Annotated in this window: 18 protein-coding genes and 1 tRNA gene; 8 read left to right on the plus strand and 11 right to left on the minus strand. The window is 45.1% G+C overall.

Annotation, left to right across the window (positions count from 1 at the left end; genetic code table 11):
• Positions 1-625 precede the first annotated feature (625 nt).
• On the plus strand, positions 626-1,069 hold the full coding sequence (locus HY811_07035) for a helix-turn-helix domain-containing protein (GenBank protein MBI4834554.1): 444 nt from the start codon (positions 626-628) through the stop codon (positions 1,067-1,069).
• A 303-nt stretch (positions 1,070-1,372) separates the two neighbouring features.
• Entirely contained in the window at positions 1,373-2,392 is a 1,020-nt protein-coding gene (locus HY811_07040) for a hypothetical protein (protein ID MBI4834555.1), read from the plus strand.
• A 129-nt stretch (positions 2,393-2,521) separates the two neighbouring features.
• On the opposite strand, the gene rplI is transcribed toward HY811_07040, so the two are convergent.
• Positions 2,522-2,989 carry a 50S ribosomal protein L9 gene (gene rplI, locus HY811_07045; GenBank protein MBI4834556.1) on the minus strand — a complete coding sequence of 156 codons (468 nt, stop codon included), beginning with the start codon at positions 2,987-2,989 and terminating at the stop codon, positions 2,522-2,524.
• A gap of 35 nt (positions 2,990-3,024) precedes the next feature.
• On the minus strand, positions 3,025-3,339 hold the full coding sequence (locus tag HY811_07050) for a 30S ribosomal protein S18 (GenBank protein ID MBI4834557.1): 315 nt from the start codon (positions 3,337-3,339) through the stop codon (positions 3,025-3,027).
• Positions 3,340-3,536: 197 nt separating this feature from the next.
• On the opposite strand from HY811_07050, the gene glnA reads away from it, so the two are divergent.
• From glnA to larE, 3 genes are read left to right on the plus strand one after another with little or no spacing between them, the layout of a single operon-like run.
• Positions 3,537-4,883 (plus strand): type I glutamate--ammonia ligase, encoded by a 1,347-nt coding sequence (glnA, locus tag HY811_07055; GenBank protein MBI4834558.1) that lies wholly within the window; start codon positions 3,537-3,539, stop codon positions 4,881-4,883.
• Complete coding sequence (locus tag HY811_07060; protein MBI4834559.1) at positions 4,880-5,920, plus strand: hypothetical protein; 1,041 nt, start codon at positions 4,880-4,882, stop codon at positions 5,918-5,920. The genes glnA and HY811_07060 overlap by 4 nt, the downstream gene beginning before the upstream one ends.
• Before the next feature lie 49 nt (positions 5,921-5,969).
• Complete coding sequence (gene larE / locus HY811_07065; protein ID MBI4834560.1) at positions 5,970-7,223, plus strand: ATP-dependent sacrificial sulfur transferase LarE; 1,254 nt, start codon at positions 5,970-5,972, stop codon at positions 7,221-7,223.
• A 45-nt stretch (positions 7,224-7,268) separates the two neighbouring features.
• On the opposite strand, the gene HY811_07070 is transcribed toward larE, so the two are convergent.
• From HY811_07070 to HY811_07105, 8 genes are all read right to left on the minus strand, one after another.
• Complete coding sequence (locus tag HY811_07070) at positions 7,269-10,235, minus strand: tetratricopeptide repeat protein (protein ID MBI4834561.1); 2,967 nt, start codon at positions 10,233-10,235, stop codon at positions 7,269-7,271.
• A 21-nt stretch (positions 10,236-10,256) separates the two neighbouring features.
• A tRNA-Arg gene (locus HY811_07075) sits at positions 10,257-10,330 on the minus strand.
• A gap of 209 nt (positions 10,331-10,539) precedes the next feature.
• The gene (locus tag HY811_07080; GenBank protein ID MBI4834562.1) at positions 10,540-11,061 is read right to left on the minus strand and encodes an adenine phosphoribosyltransferase; all 522 of its coding nucleotides are present in this window, start codon (positions 11,059-11,061) and stop codon (positions 10,540-10,542) included.
• Between the two features lie 41 nt (positions 11,062-11,102).
• The gene (hpt, locus tag HY811_07085; protein MBI4834563.1) at positions 11,103-11,636 is read right to left on the minus strand and encodes a hypoxanthine phosphoribosyltransferase; all 534 of its coding nucleotides are present in this window, start codon (positions 11,634-11,636) and stop codon (positions 11,103-11,105) included.
• Between the two features lie 30 nt (positions 11,637-11,666).
• Positions 11,667-12,485, minus strand: coding sequence for an RNA polymerase sigma factor RpoD/SigA (locus tag HY811_07090; protein ID MBI4834564.1), 819 nt, complete (start codon positions 12,483-12,485; stop codon positions 11,667-11,669).
• Positions 12,482-13,609, minus strand: a complete 1,128-nt coding sequence (locus tag HY811_07095) for a DegT/DnrJ/EryC1/StrS family aminotransferase (protein ID MBI4834565.1) — start codon at positions 13,607-13,609, stop codon at positions 12,482-12,484. The genes HY811_07090 and HY811_07095 overlap by 4 nt, the downstream gene beginning before the upstream one ends.
• Positions 13,610-13,678: 69 nt before the next feature.
• A complete protein-coding gene (locus HY811_07100; GenBank protein ID MBI4834566.1) occupies positions 13,679-14,032 on the minus strand; it encodes an STAS domain-containing protein in 354 nt (117 codons plus the stop codon).
• Between the two features lie 13 nt (positions 14,033-14,045).
• Positions 14,046-14,402: a hypothetical protein gene (locus HY811_07105; GenBank protein MBI4834567.1), complete on the minus strand. Its 357-nt coding sequence runs from the start codon at positions 14,400-14,402 to the stop codon at positions 14,046-14,048.
• 206 nt (positions 14,403-14,608) lie between these two features.
• Between HY811_07105 and hydE the strand changes: the two genes are divergently transcribed.
• The gene (hydE, locus tag HY811_07110; protein MBI4834568.1) at positions 14,609-15,805 is read left to right on the plus strand and encodes a [FeFe] hydrogenase H-cluster radical SAM maturase HydE; all 1,197 of its coding nucleotides are present in this window, start codon (positions 14,609-14,611) and stop codon (positions 15,803-15,805) included.
• Complete coding sequence (acpS, locus tag HY811_07115) at positions 15,802-16,188, plus strand: holo-ACP synthase (protein MBI4834569.1); 387 nt, start codon at positions 15,802-15,804, stop codon at positions 16,186-16,188. The genes hydE and acpS overlap by 4 nt, the downstream gene beginning before the upstream one ends.
• Here acpS and HY811_07120 read toward each other — a convergent pair.
• Positions 16,180-16,839: an HD domain-containing protein gene (locus tag HY811_07120; GenBank protein ID MBI4834570.1), complete on the minus strand. Its 660-nt coding sequence runs from the start codon at positions 16,837-16,839 to the stop codon at positions 16,180-16,182. The two genes, acpS and HY811_07120, sit on opposite strands and share 9 nt — an antisense overlap.
• 146 nt (positions 16,840-16,985) lie before the next feature.
• Here HY811_07120 and prfB point away from each other — a divergent pair.
• Positions 16,986-18,084 (plus strand): peptide chain release factor 2 gene (gene prfB, locus HY811_07125; GenBank protein ID MBI4834571.1). Its coding sequence is split into 2 segments (ribosomal slippage): positions 16,986-17,057 and positions 17,059-18,084, totalling 1,098 coding nucleotides; the frame shifts between segments, so codons are not numbered across the junction.

Raw genomic sequence — 18,084 nt, forward strand, 5'->3', positions numbered from 1 at the left:
AGTTAAGGTTTAAGGGTAACATAATGAATCTGTTTAAGTTTGTTAGCAGAGGTTATCGGAAAGAAAAAGCCATAGCGTAGAGGTAAAACAGCTAATAAACCGAAAGAAGAAACTTATAAAAATTATTCAACAGAGCAGGGGTACCCCTACCCCCAAAAAAGACAACTGCACCAAAAAGGCAGTTTTAACGCAATATAACGAGGATTCAGCCTGTTTTTGGATTTATTCAGATTTTTCACTGCACCAAAAACTCACTTTTGTGTGCACTCAACTGCACCAAAAACCATGTTTTTTGGGTATTTTAGCCACAGATTAGAGCTACTGCCTCCCGTGGGACACAGATTTAGTTAGTTAATCTGTTCAATCCGTTTAATCTGCTTACTGATTCTAAATATATTAAGAATGGGTGTAAGTATATGCGTTTTTATAGCCATAGTTCCCTTTTTCATTTGACAAAGTTCCCTTTTTGGGTTGACACCGTTAGAGCTTGCGATCGCCCAGAGCGACCTATCTCTAACGGCGTAAACAAATAAAATAATGCTCGGAAAAAATAATACTCAATATTTTTCCCCGGTGTTGACAAAACCATTTTTATGGTTTATACTTAATAAGGAGGACGAGAGTTATGGCGCAAAGATGTTTGTTTATCAAACTAAGCCGGGAGGAATTATTCGCCCTGAACAAGTTTATTTCCGATATGGCGGTCAAAAGCAAATTCCGGGCGCGCCTGCGCGGACAGGTCGCCTGGCTTTCCCACCAAAACCGGACGCCCGAATATATCGCCCGATATTTCCACTGCCCCATAAAATCAGTTTATAAATGGCTCAGGCTCTACCGCCGGAAAGGATTGGACGGACTGCGTTATAATGCCCGCAAGCCAAAACTTTCCGCGGAGGAAATCGCGAAGGCAATGGCCGTCAGCCACTGGGCGGATTCAACCAATAATGACAAGGAATACCGGGCGCGCTGGACTTTCCGCCGGATAGCCGGCTGGATAAAAGAGAATACGGGAACGGCTATTTCCCACGAGCGGATAAGGCAGATAATTTATAAAAGGCTTAAGGAATAATGAAATATCCCGACAGAAATATGAATAAGTCCCGACTGCCCCTCACGGGACGACCTGCTGGCTGCGGTCGGGATGCCTGAATAATTATAGCTGGTAAAGGCAGGACGCACGAATAAAGCAGTATGTGGGGCGGATTGAACTTTATGGATTAGAAAAATTAGTAATTACACCGCAAAGGCGCAAAGAATGTTTAAGTTTTCTTGGTGACTTAGCCCCGCTCCGCTTTGCTCCGGGGATACCCCATTATAGGGAGTCCCTGACGAAAGGAATGGGATGTCTTAGTGGCAGAAAGGAGATTAAATTATGACTTTACAACAAGGCGAAGTAAAAACAGAAAACATCGCCAACGGCGCGGTCACCCGCGATAAAATCGGCGAGAAACAGGTTTCAAGTTCCCGGATAAAGGATGCCGCTGTCACTACCGAGAAAATTGCCAATGAAGCAATCACCGCATCAAAAATCGGTGCCTTACAGGTAACTGATGCGAAGTTAAAATCCGGCGCAGTAACAACCGAAAAGATTGCCGATGGCGCGGTTTTAGTCAAGAAAATCGGCGATAGGGCGGTAACGACGGAGAAAATCGCCTTCGGCGCAATAACGAGTTCAAAGATTAGTTCAGGGGCAGTCGGCAGTCCCCAACTGGCTTCGAGCAGTGTAACTACGGAAAAGATTGCTAATGGTTCAATCACGCAAGCCAAGTTATCTTTTGTTCCGCCTTCCGTGGCACGACCGATTACTCCGCCGGTTACAACAGATGAGATTGCAAACTTGGCTGTTACTACACCGAAGATTGCCAATGGTGTAGTAACACCGGCGAAGTTATCTTTCGTTCCGGTGGCAAGACCGCTTGTCCCGCCGATTGTTGCGGCGGAAATCGCTACGGACGCCGTAGAGACGGAGAAAATCAAAGACGGCGCAGTCACTCCGGCAAAGCTGTCTTTTACCCCGGCTGGCGGCTCGCAAATAGTCGACTTCAGCCAGAACCTGCCGGTCTACCAGAACGCGGGCAGTGATGATTTCGGCTTGCAGGTGGATTTATCTGCATTCGTGCCGGACGGGGCTAAGGCAGTCTTCGTGGAACTCGAGCATCAGGCAGGCGAAGCCGTAACATTCGGGGCGATTGCCTCGGTCGGCGGTCCGGGCAATTACTATGCTTGCAGGGCGACACTGCCGGCCGGGCATACGGACACTGCTTACCCGGTTTGCAATGCGGGCAAGGTTGAACTTGCCGTAAAGACCCCGACAAGGAAGGTATTCGTCAGCGCGGAAAGGAACGGAAAAAGCACAACGGTGAATGTTTACCTGCTGGGTTGGGTGATATAAAGGTTACAGAGGCGGTCTCGGCATTCGCCGGGACGCCTGATTATATAATTATTGTAGAGCCGAGTAAAGCTGGGGTGGTTTATATAATCCCACTTGAGGCTGGATAAGCTTTGAATAATATAATACGGCCTAATCCTGTTTTTCCAAGGACTGTTCGACTATCCAGACCTTGCAGGTGGCGCTGACGCCGCTTTCCAGCTTGACCTTGACGCGGTAAACACCCAGTTCTTTGATGGGCGTTTCGATTTCTATCATCTCCGCTTTAATCTGCTTCCAGCCCTGCTTTTGGAGGGATTCGGCTATCATTTCCTGGCTGACCGCGCCGAAAAGCACGCCTTCCTCGTTTGCCTTGACCTCGATGGTGGATGAGGCATTTTCCAACTCGCCGGCGGCTTGCTGCAATGCCAGCTTGGCTTTTTCCTCTTCCGCCTTCATCCGTTTTTTATAGCTTTCCAGCTGTTTCAGGTTCTCTTTGGTCGCCATGGAAACCAGTTTTCTGGGTAAAAGGTAATTCCGGGCGTAGCCATCGGAAACCTTAAGGACATCACCGCGCTTACCTAACTTTGGAACATCGTGCCAGAGCAAAACTTCTACCATAATTAATCTCCGTTATACAAAAATACAAGAAAATGCTAACCCACAAAAGGAAGCAGTGCCATAATGCGGGCCTGTTTAATCGCTTTCTGGACCAGGCGCTGATGGGGAGCGCACATACCGGAACGCTTGCGTGAAACCATTTTAGCCTGGCTGGTGCAAAGTCGGGAAAGAACCGCCAGATTTTTGTAATCGACCGATTCGGTTTTATGCTGGCACAGACGGCATTTTTTGGTTCTTAATCTGGGATGGCCCATATCCCGGCTTTTGCCGTCACGGTCGCGCGGGCCGCCCCTGCCGCCGCCGAACCTTGAACCCGGGCCTGACTGTCTTGATTGAAAACTTCTTTGCATTTAATCCTCCGTTTTTATTTCTCTTATCATACAATCTCTTTTGAAACTGTCAAGAAAAAATGCTTTGCCACAAAGGCTCTAAGGCACTAAGCCAATCCGAAAATCACGGTGAAGCGATTATTCGAGATATATTTATTGACTTTTAAGGGAAACTATATTATTTATAGATATTAGTTCATGTAAAAGGAATTACGGCAATGAAAAACAATTCCCCTGATAAAAAAGCTAAAATAAAAGAAATCCTCGGCAAGATAAAAGAGTTTGATATCAAATTCATCAATCTTTGGTTTACCGATATATTAGGCTACCTTAAATCTTTTACCATTACCAGGCAGGAACTGGAAGCGGCTTTTACCGAAGGAATGGGTTTTGACGGCTCCTCCATCGAAGGCTTTACCAGGATAGATGAAAGCGATATGGTCGCCATCCCGGACCCGGAAACATTTCGGATAACCACTTGGCGCACCAATGATGAAGGCACTGCCCGGATGTTTGCGGACGTGGTAACGCCGGACGGCAAGCCCTTCGAAGGAGACCCCCGTTATATATTAAAATTGAACCTGGAACGGGCGGCAAAATTGGGATTTGTCTTTTATGTCGGCCCGGAACTGGAATATTTCTATTTTAAATCGGAACACTCCCCGGAAAAGCTCGATGAGGGCGGTTATTTTGATTTAATTCCGCGCGATGAAGCGATTCATTTACGGAGAGAAACCATCCTGGCTTTAGAATCGGTCGGGATTCCCGTGGAATACGCCCACCACGAAGTCGCCCCGTCCCAGCATGAAATTGATTTACGATATACCAACGCCCTTACCATGGCGGATACGGTCATGACTTACCGGCTAATCGTCAAGGAAATAGCCCAGAAATACGGTGTTTACGCAACCTTTATGCCCAAGCCGATTTTCGGGGAAAACGGTTCGGGCATGCATGTCCACATGTCCTTGTTCCAAGGAACGAGAAACGCCTTTTTTGACCAGAAAAGACGCTATCATCTTTCCAAATCTGCCGAGCAGTTTATCGCGGGACTCTTAAAATACGCCCCGGAATTCACAAGCGTAACAAACCAGTGGGTTAATTCCTATAAAAGGCTGGTGCCCGGTTATGAAGCGCCTGTTTATTTATCATGGGCACACAAGAACCGTTCGGACCTTATCCGCATCCCGATGTATAAACCGGGGAAAGAAAAAGCAACCAGAATTGAATTCCGTTCGCCGGACCCGGCATGTAACCCTTACCTGGCATTTTCCGTATTACTATCTGCCGGTCTTGCCGGTATCGAGGAAAAATTAAAGCCTTCTTCTCCAATTGAAGGGAACCTGTATGAAATGCCGCAGGAAGAACGCGACCGGAAAGGAATAAAAACGCTTCCCGGCAGTTTACTTGAAGCAATCCAGTTAACCGAAAAAAGCCGGCTGGTAAAAAAAGCGCTCGGCGAACACGTTTTTGAGCATTTTATACAAAACAAGAAAATCGAATGGGAACGCTACCGCGTCCAGATAACGTCTTACGAAATAGAAAAATATTTACCTGTGTTATGAACTTTCTAAAACCAGAGCAAAAGCCGTCGCTATTCAAAATGATATTCCGCTCGGCGGAATTCAGGCAGTTCGCCCTTATGACTGGATTGTGCCTGTTGTTTATCGGGACCATAGTTGTCTTCTCCGCCAAATGGGATAAATTATTCCCGCAAACAGCACAGGCACAGGGCAACCCGGAAGAAACGCCGGATGACAAGGAGAAACCTCCGGAAGAACAAAGCTTTCCCATCAAAATAGAGCCGATTAACGACGAACCACAACCGGTAACCCCGACCATTCACGGACCGGTTATCCCTTCCGTCCAACCGGCAATCACGGGCGAGGCTGATACAATCTTCAAATTAGCCATCGGCAGATTAGATAATGCCCGGGATGGCACGAGGGTAGAACAGGATGAGCCTTATAATAACCTGTTATCAGCTATCGGCAAAATGACGCGTGAAGAAATCTCTAAAAACATCAACCTTAACATAAAATTCAACGATTTGATGAAAAACCCCTCCAAATACAGGGGGGCGTTAATCAGCGTTAAAGGACTTCTTATCGTCGGTCCCCATGTTTTTGATTACCCCTCCACGAATCCAGCCGGGGTAACCCGTTATTATGCCGGAACGATTTTTGACCCTGAAAAGGACGAATGCTACCGCTTTCATTTGATTGACCGTCCGCAGGAACACAAAGATTGGAAAGGAGCCGGCTACGGCGATATGGTCTGGGTTGAAGGGGCGTTTCTCAAAGTCGAGCGGTATGAAATCAGCGAGAAATCAGGGGGCGGTTTCAAGGAAGCACCTTTCATTATTGGCCGAGCCATAAGAAAAGTAACACTGCCGACAAAAGGAGTTTCCGAGCTGCAGTGGGTGTTTGGCGGTATTATCATTTTGGTTACAATTGTTGTAATTATTATCGTTATTTTCTCCGGCAAAAGCGATAAAAAATACCAGGAACAATTACAGGCAAAACGGAAGAAAAAAGCCGAGGAGTTCATGCAGAAAAAGGAAAAGAGCACTACAGGGGAAGATAAACCTAAATCATCTTAATCCGTCCCGGACCTGGGCGGGCAAAAAGAAAGCCGAGCCATTTCAATCCATGCTTCCTTCAAATATAGAACAAAAATACCGGAAACTGATTGAGTTAATCCGCGGTTTAGGCTCAGTGGTCGTGGCATATTCCGGTGGCACCGACAGCACTTTACTGGCAGTCGTTTGCCATAATGTCCTCGGCGACAAGATGAGGGCTATTACCGCACAATCAGAAACTTACGCCCGGCACGAACTCGACGACGCCGTCCGGATTGCCCGGGAATTTAATTTCCCGCACGAGATAATACAGACCTCGGAATTCACAATTACCTCTTTTTCCGACAACCCCCCTAACCGCTGTTACTTTTGCAAGAAAGAATTATTCAAGAAACTAAAGGCGATTGCCGATAAAAAAAGTGATGCCTATGTAGTAGACGGAACGACTTTAAGCGACGAAGGCGACTTTCGTCCGGGCCGTCAAGCGGCAATCGAACTTGGTGTAAGAAGTCCTCTTCTTGAGGCGGGGTTAAGAAAGGAGGAAGTAAGAACACTTTCGCAATTTCTGGGGCTTCCCACCTGGAATAAACCCGCTTATGCCTGTTTAGCTTCAAGGTTCCCATATGGCGAAAAAATAAGCCGGGAAAAACTGGAAACACTGGAACAGGCTGAAAACTTCCTGCGCGATTTAGGATTCAAACAGGTGCGTGTCCGGTGGCATGCAAAAATCGCCCGGATAGAAGTGGACCCGGAAGACATCAACCGCTTGACCGAAGGAAAGACAAGAGACCTTATCGTAAATAAGTTCCTCTCCTTAGGCTTTTTATACGTAACAGTTGATTTAGAAGGATATAGGAGTGGAAGTATGAACAGAGAAATAGAAAAAAACGAACTAGAAGGATTTGAAAACGCGGACCATACCGGAGAAACCGAAAATGAGGAAATAAACCACCTGGCCTGCCCCCGTTGCAAGGATAAAAAGCTGGAAAACGTGGTCGCCAAAGACGCAAGATTCAAACAATGCCACCATTGCGGCGGAAGCTGGTTCAACCTTAATGAGCTGGAAAAAGCAATCGGGAAAAAGATAAAATTCATGATGCCGAACGGGAGCAAGGCAAGCGAAGCTTTTTCTTATTCTAACAAACCGATCTGCCCGACCTGCCATGCGCCGCTGATTCATATTAAATCGTTCGATTTTGCCGAGATAGGCATTGAAGCCTGCATCATATGCCAGGGACGATGGGTAGACGGCGCCGAAATAGAAAAGCTGCAAAACAGGGGACTTCTCACACAGGTCAAGAATTTTGTGATGCGCCTGTTCTAAAAATAAGGGAAAAACAGCCCGTTCCAAGCTGCGGCAACCAATGGGTTATCTCCGGCGACCCCAATATTCAATATATTTTTTGAGTTCCGCAGCTTTAGGATGGTTGGGGGAAAGATTGAGGACTTGCCTGAAATCATTACTTGCCTTTACATTATCTTTCTTCTTTACATAGGCCGCACCGCGATTCAAATAGCCGTCAACGATATTTTCAGGTTTTAAAGCAATGAATACATCATAGCACTTAATCGCGCTGTCCATATCGCCTATTTTGTAATAAATACTCCCAAGATTCAGGTAAGCCGCAGTGCGTTTGCGGTCAAGCTCAATTACCCTAATATAATCACTCGCCGCGCTCTTCAAGTTATCCTTCCGGTAAAAGATATTTCCACGATTCAAATAGGCATTAGTAAGATTTGGATTACGGGTAATCGCCGCACTATAATCACTCAGCGCCTTTTCCAATTCGCCTTTTTTAAGATAGGCATTACCGCGCATGTTATATGTTTCAGCATCATCTTTATTCAAGTCGACTGCCTTGTCAAAATCTTTAATCGCCAGGTCCATTTTATCCTGTTTATAATACAGGGAACCCCTTATCGCATAGGCAGATAAACTATCAGGGTCTGTATTTATTGCCTTGCTATAAGCTTCAATCGATTGGTTGATATCGCCTTTTTTATTATATATATCACCAATTTTGCAATAAACCGCCGCATCGTCCGGTTTTAATTCCAGTGCTTTGTTAAAATCAGCTATTGCCAGGTCAAATTCGTGCCTTTCACAGTAAATATCACCGCGAAACACATAAATATCCCTTGACCCCGGGTTAATCTCAATCAGCCTGTTGAAATCATCGAACGCCGATTCAGCATCCCCTTTATCCATATAAACCCTAACGCGCTTTTTATATCCCTCTTCGTTATTGGGAGACAATTCTATCACCCGTGAATAATCCTGTATCGCCTTTTCTATCTCCTTTTTATTATAATATGCATCGCCTCTCAACAAATGAGCCTCAAGATGGTCCGGAATAAATGTTATCACCCGGCTATAATTGGTTACGGCGTTATCCCAATCTTTTCCGTTACCATATGCCCTGGCAAGGGCAAAATAAGCTTCGACGAAATCGCTCTTGTATTTTACCGCTTCAAGGTATTTTTCGATGGCATTACAAATATCATCTTTTTCCTGATAAACATATCCGAGAGCATAATGGGCTTCGGCATAATTTGGTTTTTCCCTGAGCGCCTTGGTAAAACAATCTATAGTCTTATCATAGTTTGCTTCAGTTAATGCTATCACCGCTTTAGCAAACCATGCCAAATGGCTGTTAGGGTCACCTTTGACGACCTTCTCCATATCAACTTTAGCTTCAGCGGGTTTTTTATCTATAAAAGCCGTAATATAGCCTCTTTCATAATATGAAGATTCCAAGTCGGGAGAACTTTCAATCGCTTTGGTAAAGCACTCGACAGCCATTTTATAATTGCGCTTCTCTTTATAAGCATAACCCATCACCTGATAAGCATCGCCGAAAGACCCGTCAATTTTAATGGCATCTGCAGCAATCCTGATTTTATCGTCCGGCGTAGAAGCAAGCAAAGCGCCGCCTAAAACCTCCTTGGCTTTATTCCGTATTTCCTGCGCTCGTTTTTCTTTCTCTTTAGCTTCGGCTTCTGTCTTCTGCACCAAGCTGGCTTTTTCTCCCCGTTTCTTAATCGCGGTATCGCATTTATTCAGCATTTCTTTCGCCTTGGCGTCATCCGGAACTAACGCTAAAATATTTTTATATATATCACGAGCCTCCTCGTACTTTTCACGCTCAAAAGAATTAAGCCCTTTAAGATGATAATCACTTATCGCCTGGCTGGTTCTTATGGACGAGCTTACCAAGATAATTATCCCGATGATTATCAAAACCGCGGCAGAAACGATGGCAGCGGTTACAGCAGTTTTATTCTTTTTGTAAATGCCTGTCCATGTCCCGCCTGCTTTAGCGCTGACGCGTTCGTTTTTAAGGTATTTATCCAAATCAACAGCCATGGTTTCCGCCGTTTGGTAGCGGTCTTCATGTTTTTTCTCCAGGCATTTCAGGCAGATGGCCTCTATGTCTGGGGAAATTGTCTGAACTAATTTACGCGGTGGAATCGGCGCTTTATTTACCACTTGAATCAATGTTTGGTAAAGCTCTTTGCCTTTAAAGGGAGATACACCGGTTAGAGCGAAATAAAGAGTTGACCCTAGTGAAAAAACATCGCTTCGCCTGTCTATTTTATGCTTATCGCCCTTTGCCTGCTCCGGAGACATGTAATCAGGAGTCCCCATTATAGTACCGGTTACGGTAAGCGAACGTTCTGATTCCGTTGTTTCCTTCGCCAATCCGAAATCGGTAAGATACGCGTTGCCGGCCGAATCAAGCAATATATTTGAGGGCTTAATATCCCGATGAACTATCCCCTGGCTGTGCGCGTAATGAAGGGCGAGGGCGATATCGCGGATAATTTCTGCTGCCCGGTCATGGCTTAATTCCTTTTTATTCCTACCGACTATCTGGTCGAGAGAAACCCCATCGATATAATCCATGGTCAGATAATGGTATTTGTCAATCTTTCCGACTTCATAAACCCTGATGATATTTGAATGCTGCAACTTGGAAGCAGCCCTGGCTTCCCTGTTAAAACGCTCTATGGCCACATCGCCTTTTAAGAGCATGATTTTTAAAGCAACCCTCTGGTTTGATTCGGTATCCAAAGCAAGATAAACCACACCCATACCCCCTTGTCCGAGTTTCTTTTCTATCTGGTATTTACCAAATACTTTTCCGGTCGGCTGGGGATAATAGGGTGCTTTTTCAATCTGTTTAAGCCATGGCTCGACATAAGGATGTTTGCTGATACTGGTGATTTCATCCGGTTGTTTCTGGCGTGCCTGAACCACTTCCGGGCTTTCCCACCAATTACGGAATTCATCCAGTGATTTAAATTCCTTTAATTGCAATTGTATGCTTGACATAACAAATATTATCTTATCAAATACGCCCGGCAAGAGTCGAACTTGCGACCTGCGGTTTAGGAAACCGCCGCTCTATCCTGCTGAGCTACGGGCGCGTTTATTAATATTGAGCCTCTGCCCGGAGCGAAGCCCCTGCCGCTAGGGACTGAGCAACGGACGCATTAACACATAAATTTTAACCTTTTTGCGTTAAAAGTCAAGGATAAAAATCGATGATAAAACCAACGCGTGCTTATAGGCACTCAACGCACAGCCTGGCACAAAAAAAACAAACGGAGCTGCAAGGAAACCGCCCTAAATTAATTTACTTATTATATTTCAACAACGTGAATTTAGGAAAGCTGCAAACCTGTTTATTTGGGATGTCGGTCAATTCCATTAACGCAATAAGCCCCATGATTTTACCTTTCTCCTGCTTAATCATTTTAGCAATGGCTTCTACCGTTCCTCCGGTGGCAACAACATCATCTACAATCAGTACTTTGTTGTCACGTTTTATAATCCCTGCCGGAATTTCCAATAAAGAAACCCCGTATTCTAAAGCATACCCTGCTCGTTTCTTTGCCCCCGGTAGTTTGTTTATCTTACGAGCCATTATAAACCCGCACTTTAATTCAAACGCCAATGCCGCACCAAATATAAAACCCCTTGCTTCAGGCGAAACGATATAATCAGGATGCATACGGTTTTTACGCACGATAGCCGCCATTTTTTTTATAACAAGAGGAAACTTTTTAGACGCCAAACAAGGGCTGATATCCTTAAACAATATCCCTTTTTTTGGAAAATTCGGGTATTGTGCAATCAATCTTTTTAAATGCTTCATAAAAATTCCTCCTATTCGTTGATTCTATGCCTGTAATTATATTATTTTATCTTTTTAGAATCTAAATACCCTACATAAGGTAGATTACGATATTGCCCTTTATAATCAAGTCCATAGCCGATTATAAATTTATCCGGTGTTTTAAACCCATAATAATCAATCTTTATCTTCACTCGCCTCCGGCTGGGTTTATCCAGAAGAGCACACAGGCGGATACTTCGCGGTGAAAACGATTTCAACCTTTTCATAAGGAAATCCATTGTCAAGCCGGTATCGACAATATCATCAATAATAATGATATCTTTTCCTTTAATCGCATCAAAACGCCTTGTTTTTAGTTTTATTTTGCCTGATGAAACCGTTCCATTACCATAAGAAGAAACCTGTATAAAATCGCATTCCACCGGTATTTTAATCTCCCGAACAAGATCTGCTAAGAAAACAAAAGCGCCTTTAAGGATGCCGATTAGAAGCGGATTTTTACAGCGGTAATCTTTTTGAATAAGAGAAGCTAATTCACCAACCCGTTTTTTTATTTCCTGCTGAGAGATAAGGACTACTAATGTATCCTGCATATAAAGATAGCAACGCAATAGCAAACTGGATTACTCATTCCTTTTGGAAATGGCATAATATAATTTCCGCAGGGCATTTTTTTCCACCTGCCTGATTCTTTCGTAAGAAAGTCCCAGTTGTTTGCCTATCTGACGCAAAGTCATCGGAGGCTGTTTTTCTTCCAGCCCGTAACGCATTTTTAAAACAAGCGCTTCTTTGGGTTTGATGTTTTCAATCGTCCGCCTGAGCCATTCGGATTCCTCCCTGGTAAAAATATTGTGCACCGGAAGCCTGATGGTATCGTGCGGGGGAACATACGCTGATTCGGTAAAGTAATCCAGGCTGGTCGGGCGGCTTACTGATAATCCGTTTTGCAGAGTCTTTTTAAAAAGGTTGATGCTCTCGTGCGACATGTTCATCGTCTCGCAAACCTCATAAGGCTCCGGAAATCTACCTAGTTTCTGGGAAAGGGCAACCGAAACGCTCTTCCATCTTGAAATAAGCTCCACCACATGGCAAGGCAACCGGATGGTTTTGGATGACATATATAAAGCACGCATAATGGATTGCTTAATCCACCAGGAAGCATAGGTACTAAAACGCCCTTTTGAGGGATTGAAGCGCTTGACGGCTTTCATTAAACCGATATTTCCATCTTCAATCAAATCCTGGAATGATAACCCCCTATTCAAATATTTCCTGGCAATCTTAACGACCAAACGCAGGTTCGCTCTGATTAATTTATGCCTTGCTAAACGGTTGCCGCGCTTCATGGCGCCGGCTAGTTTATTTGTTTCGGGTATGCTTAATAAAGGATATTTGTTGATATCCTTGATGTACATCACCAGTTCATTCGAGTCTCTTTTCATTTCAGGTAAAATCGGGCGATTTGCGAAACCACATGTTCCTGCATTTCTTCGGTCAATTCCGCATAAATAGGCAGGGAAACGCATGTTTGGGCGCACTTTTCGGAAACCGGCAAATCTCCTTTTTTATATCCCATATCATTAAAGCATTCCTGGAGGTGCAACGGCAGCGGATAATAAACCTCGGTGCCAACGCCACCATCTTTAAGGAATTTAATCAGTTCATCGCGCTTCTCTTTTACCCGGATAGTGAACTGGTGGTATGTATGGTTACGCTCCGGTTTTGTTATTGGTGCGGTGATGATATCATCCAGTTTATATTTCTTAAAAAGATTTATATAACGCTGGGCATTCCTGGCACGCCCTTTATTCCATTCTGCAAGGTGTTTTAACTTGGCGGATAACACGGCCGCTTGTAATGCATCAAGGCGGCTGTTGCAACCGACATACTGGTGATAGTATTTCTTCAACCCGCCGTGTATGCGCAGGGTTTTTATAAGAATCGCCGATTTTTCATCATTTGTAGTCACCAAACCGGCATCACCCCAAGCGCCTAAGTTCTTGGATGGGAAGAAAGAAAAACACCCGAATATTCCGAAGGTTCCCGCATGTTTGTTTTTATACTTAGACCCGATTGCCTGCGCGGCATCTTCAACCACAGCAATGTTGTATTTGCGGCTCAACTCCGTTATCGCATCCATTTCGGCACACTGTCCGTAAAGATGGACCGGCATAACGGCTTTTACCTTTTTGCCGTTACGTTTGAGGTAATCTTCTATTTTATTAGGGTCAAGGTTATAAGTATCCTGTTCGATATCCACAAAAACAGGCTTGGCGCCCAAGCGCGCAATAGAACCGGCGGTCGCAAAGAAGCTGAAAGGGGTGGTGATCACCTCATCACCGCTGCCGATTTTTAGCGCCATAAAAGAAAGCAAAATCGCGTCCGAGCCGGAAGCGACCCCGATTGCGTATTTCACGTTGATATAACCGGAAATTTCTTTCTCAAAGTTTTCTACGGTTGCCCCTAAAATGAAATGCTGGCTTTGGATAACCGGCTGGATGGATTTTTCAATATCGCCCTTGATTGCTTGATACTGCGCTTTCAAATCCAGTATAGGGACCTGCATAGCACCCTATTATAGAAAGTTTAAAGGACAGCGCAAATATTTTTGTATTTGATATGAAAACGAATTTGCCTACTTGGGAGGAAATTCATTAAAGGCAAGGCTTTTATCTTTCACAATAGAGAAAACATTGGATAAACCCAAGAGATCAAAAACATTGCGAACCGCAGATTGCGGATTAACCAGAACTATTTTACCGTTGTTTTCCTCGGTAACACCGAGGGTGCCGATGAAAACACCGGCACCCGCGCTGTTTAAATAATCAACTCCGGTCAAATCGACCACCATTTCATACTGCTGCTTGGCTAAAAGCTTGTTAAAAACCTCCTCCAGTTTGCTGTACGAGTAGGCATCGATTGACCCATCGAGTATAATCGTAACCACCCCGTTTTCATTAACCTGTGTTTTTATTTCCAGGTCTTTCATATGAGATTACCTATTAGTATCCCAACAGCCGCAGTTGGCCGGCTACATCCTTATTCTTCACCAAATCATACGCTTTCTGGGCGGGCATACCTTCAGCCACCTCGAAAACGAGATGCTTGTTAACCTTCAGCACCGAAGCCAACTCGCTTACTTTTTCCAGGCGGGGAACCGGATATTCGCCTGTTTTAAATTCATGGAAATTCTTCTCATCCATTTTCCATTTCCGGGCAATATACCTGTCCGGAAGTTTTTCCCCCAGCACCAAACGGACAAACCGGTATAGGTTCAGGGACCGCGGGTTCTTAACCAAGGACATCTTCATCTGTTCGTATGTCCTTTTGTGTATCTTCCTTACACCCTTTCTGCTCATACTGCTCTCCTTTCATGTTGCTACTGCACAATGCTGCTAATTCAATTTTGTTAGGTATCATACCAAATGGATTTGGTTTTGTCAAGAAAAATAGTTGTTTTTCCGCTATTTCCCCAAGCCGGCGGCCCCTCCCTTTAGTTTTTATTGACTTGCCCTATAATTTATGATAAAATAAATACTTTTAGAGATACCGAAAGAATACGCCTATGTGTTATGCTATCCCCGGAAAGGTTATTGAGCTTGCCGACCGCCTGGCAACGGTTGATTATTACGGCGAGCGCAAGAAGGCGTATACCGACCTCCTTGACGTAAAGGTGGGCGATTATGTCTATGCCCAGGGCGGATTCCTCATCCAGAAAGTATCTTTCAAGGAAGCCCAGGAAATATTAGCCGACTGGAAAGAACTATTCTTCCGCTTGCAAGAAACGGATAAAAACCTCACCACGAACCCTAAAAACCTCTATGAAAGAGCCAATGCCATCCGGCAAAAGCACCAGGGCAATTCCTGCTGCGTCCATGGAATACTGGAATTTTCCAACTATTGCCGCTGCAATTGCCTTTACTGCGGCATACGGCGCGATAACAAAGCGCTCCAGAGATACCGCATGGAAATACCCCAGATACTGGAATCCGTGGAATATGCCGTTAAGCTCGGATTCAAGGCGCTGGTCCTGCAATCGGGCGAAGACCAGTATTACGACGACGACAAGCTTTATTCTATAGTAAAACAAATCCGCGACCGTTATCCTGTGCTTCTGTTTGTCTCGATAGGCGAACGCAGCTTAAACGCCTACAAACGGCTTTACGATGCCGGTGCACGGGGGGTTCTCATGCGTTTTGAAACATCTAACCCCAAAATATATGCCGAAGTCAAGCCGGAATCATCTCTCGAACAACGCCTTAAACTTCTAAACGATCTGAGGGAAATGGGTTATCTCATTATCACCGGTTTCCTGGTAGGACTCCCCGGAGAAAAAGCGAAAGATATCCTTAAAAGCATAAAACTTACCGCCTCTCTTGCCGCGGATAAGCCATCGGGCGAAGCCGGGATGTTTTCCTTCGGGCCGTTTATTCCGCATCCGCAAACGCCACTGGCAACCACCCCGCGCCCGACGATTGAAAAAATGCTGAAAATCATCGCCAAGGCGCGCATCATGAATCCGGATGCCCGGATACTCGTCACCACCGCGCTGGAAACCTTGGATAAAGAGAACGCGGCTCGTGACGGGCTTATGGCAGGCGCAAATTCGCTTATGATAAACGTCACCCCTCCCAAATACCGCAAATTATACGATATCTATCCCCAAAGATTCGGGACGGATTTGGAGGTCCAGGAACATATCAACCGGGCAATCGAATTATTGAAATCACTGGGACGCGCCCCAACTGATTTGAGCGTATGATTATAGGTATAGGAATAGACTTGGTCAAAATCCGCCGTATTAATAAATTGATACGCTCATCAAGCCTTCCCAAAATATTCACCCCAAATGAAATAAAATACTGCAAATCCAAAAAGAACCAGGCAGAATCATTTGCCGCGCGGTTTGCCGCCAAGGAGGCATTCCTTAAGGCAATCGGCACCGGCTGGGGCACATCCAAAAGCCCTCACTTTTCCCAAATAGAAGTTGTCAGGAACAATAAATCCCCTTTTCTATCCCTAAAACTAACCGGCAAAGCCAGGGAAATCGCCATGAAACTAAAAGTTAATAAAATCCATCTTTCCGTGGCTCATTCAGGAGAATATGCTATTGCCGTGGTGATACTGGAAGGCAAATCACAATAACTTTGTCTTATTGATAACCAGCTTGAACTCACACCCCAGAAGTTTGGCGGCTTTCTGGCTGACGACCATCCGGCTCATGAATATTTCAAAATATTCCATCACCTTGGAAATTCGCGTATCAATCACCAGTTCCATTGTTATCTTTTTGCGCTTTTTATCAATCTTGACATGGGACTCTTTAACCGCATAATTTACCCGGTCGTGGATATCAAAATCTATCTCCTTCATCGTCCGGACGCGCGAGCGGTGGACATCCGATTTATCCGCAATGATTACCGCCGCGGAAATAGAATTAACCGGCTCGCCTTTTTCTTCATCATGATTACCCACAGCCGCAACCACCTGGGCAATATCTTTGTAATCGGCTTTCAGGTCTTTCAAAATATGATAGACCAAAAACGCCCCATCCTGCCCATGGTCATGGCGGTTTATCGCGTTTCCAATATCATGCAAATATCCGGCAACTTCACCCATGTCCCGCATTTTTTTATTAAATCCGAGTGACTTAAGGATATGCCCTGTTCTCATGGCAACCAATTCGGCATGCCTTATTCCGTGCTCGGTATACCCGATGGCTCCGAGGTTGGCATTGGCAACCTCCATAAAAGCCTTTGTTTGCGGGTGGTTTATAACTTCTTTCAACGTAACCATGCCCTAACTTATATTATTATTTCTCCTTCGTGTAAAGGATTTTTATTGCCTTTTTAATTACGTGATGTTAATATATGGAATTATCCCATACCTCCGGTATGGGACGCCCTATCCATATACGGGAATGGGCGAAGGAGAATAAAATGATGACTCTCAATGAATTGCGCGAAAAACTGCAGAAAATCCATGAACGGCTGGCTATATTGGGAGATTCTCTTTGACCTGCCCGGCAAAGAAAAAGAGCTAACACTAATCGAGCAGGAAATGGCGCAACCGGGTTTCTGGGGCAACCAGACCGCTGCCCAGGAAAAAGTCAACCGCTTAAAGATTCTTAAAACTATCGTGCTGCCTTATCACAAACTGGAAAAAGAAAGCGCCGACAACCTAGAATTATCCGCCTTGGCAACCGAAAGCGGAGGCGAGAAAATTCTGGATGAGCTTGTTGCCGGGATATCCCCGCTGGAAAAATCGCTCGAACACCTGGAATACCAGCTATATTTAAACGGCCCTAACGACCAGAAGAATATCTTTTTAAGCATCCATGCGGGCACCGGCGGCACGGACGCCTGCGACTGGGCGGCCATGCTTTTAAGGATGTACCTAAGGTGGCTTGATAAAAACAATTACGAAAGCCAGATTATCGATTCGCTGGATGGGGACAGCGCCGGCATCCGGCACGCCACGGTTTATGCCAAAGGGCCTTACGCTTTCGGCTTCTTGAAATCGGAAATCGGCGTGCATAGATTGGTCCGCATTTCCCCTTTCGACTCCAATAAGCGCCGCCATACATCCTTTGCCGCTATTGATATCGTGCCTGAAATGGAAACGGAAGAACTTGATATTAACGAAAATGATATCAGAATTGATACCTACAGCGCCGGCGGTCCGGGCGGGCAGCACGTGAACAAAACCACCTCAGCTGTCAGGATTACCCATCTCCCGACCGGCATCATCGTCCAGTGCCAGAACGAGCGCTCCCAGCATTCCAATAAACAAACCGCCTTTAAACTGCTCGCCTCCAAGCTGAACGCCTTGAAGCAAAAGGAAAAGGAGGATGAGTTCAAGAAAATCTACGGGGAAAAAGGTGAAATCGCCTGGGGTTACCAGATACGCTCTTACGTCCTCCAGCCTTACACCCTGGTCAAAGACCACAGGACGGAAGTGGAAAACGGGAATGTCAACGCAGTTCTGGACGGTGATTTGGATATGTTCATAGAAGCTTATTTACAGACGAAGAAAAAATAA

It is taken from the genome of Planctomycetota bacterium (genome assembly GCA_016207825.1).
Lineage (GTDB): Bacteria > Planctomycetota > MHYJ01 > JACQXL01 > JACQZI01 > JACQZI01.